Raw genomic sequence first — 1,387 nt, 5'->3', positions numbered from 1 at the left:
AGCTCGGTCAGCCGCTCGCGCCCCAGCCCCGCCAGCCATTCGGGAAACGTCTCGTCCACCGACCGATTGTCGCAAGCCGCGGAGAGCGAAGGGGCCAGGAAAGCAGCGAAACCGCCTGGTGAACCAGGCGGTTTCGGTGTGGTGCGCCGCCAGGGACTCGAACCCCGGACCCGCTGATTAAGAGTCAGCTGCTCTAACCAACTGAGCTAGCGGCGCAACAGGGTTAACTGTATCAGCCGCCGGACGGTGCCCGCACATCAGCCGAGCCGCTCCCCCAGCCGCCCGTACGCCCCCAGCACCAGGTCCCAGAACCCCTTCACGTCCACGGACGTCGCCACCAGCGCGTTCGCCGGCCGTCCGCGCAGGTCGAAGTCGGTGACGGTCATCCCTCGCGTGTACGTCCCGGCGGTCTCCACGTTCACCACGGCCGGCACGCAGGTGAACAGCGACGGGTCCAGCACGTACGCGACCGCGCAGGCGTCGTGGATGGCCGGGCCGCCCTCGGCCGTCACCACGCCGTAGAACTGCGCGGCGGGCACCAGCAGCTCCGACAGCCGGCCGAGCGGCCGCATGCGGTCGAGCACGTCCGCGGTGACCAGGGCGGACAGGGTCACGTCGAGGCCGAGCTGGCGGACCTGCCAGCCGGCCTCGAAGACGATCGCCGCGGCCTCGGGGTCGGCCAGCATGTTGAACTCGGCCGCCGGGTTGTGGTTCCCCCGGGTGTACGAGCCGCCCATGATCACCAGCTCCCGGGCCCACTCCACGACGCGGGGCTCGCGGCGTACGGCGAGGGCGATGTTGGTCAGCGGGCCCACCGCGACCAGCGTGATCTCGCCCGGCGCGGCACGCAGGGCGTCCACGATGAAGTCCACCGCGTGCCCCTCCGACAGGGGACGCACGGGGGCGGGCAGGACGACGTCGCCGAGCCCGGTGTCGCCGTGGACGTGCCCGGCGCGGACCGTGCGGTGCAGCAGGGCGCCCGCGCTGCCGGGCGTGACCGGCACGTCGCCGAGGTCGAGGAACTCCCGGAGCGCCAGCACGTTCGCGGTGGTCAGCTCCAGGTCGACGTTGCCGCCCACGGTGGTGACGCCCACGACGTCGAGGTCGGGGGAGCCGGCGGCGAGGGCCAGGGCGAGGGCGTCGTCGATGCCGGGGTCGCAGTCGATGAGAACTTTCTTCACACCACAGGACAATACGCATGGCCGATGGCAGATGAGGCAGCGCCTGTGCCGGCTGCGGGCATGGATCGGGGCCGGGCAGTTCCCCCAAATCTGCCCGGCCCCGATCGGTGGCGGTCCAGGCCGACGTCTTCCCCCAAAAACGTCGGCGGTCCCGCACTCGCGGACCGCGGTCCCCCTCCGCGTCCGCATCGGTGAAGGTCTGTTGT

At 71.5% G+C, this 1,387-nt stretch carries 1 protein-coding gene and 1 tRNA gene; both read right to left on the bottom strand.

All coding sequences use genetic code 11. The features are described from left to right. Window positions 1-139: 139 nt before the first annotated feature. Window positions 140-216, bottom strand: a tRNA-Lys gene (locus tag ACWCSD_RS52635). A gap of 41 nt (window positions 217-257) precedes the next feature. After that, window positions 258-1,181 (bottom strand): nucleoside hydrolase, encoded by a 924-nt coding sequence (locus ACWCSD_RS52630; protein ID WP_449927480.1) that lies wholly within the window; start codon window positions 1,179-1,181, stop codon window positions 258-260. Window positions 1,182-1,387: the final 206 nt, after the last annotated feature.

It is taken from the genome of Nonomuraea sp. NPDC001684, assembly GCF_053596515.1.
The sequence above is the reverse complement of the archived record's forward strand: the minus strand, read 5'-3'. Positions and strand labels throughout refer to the sequence as shown.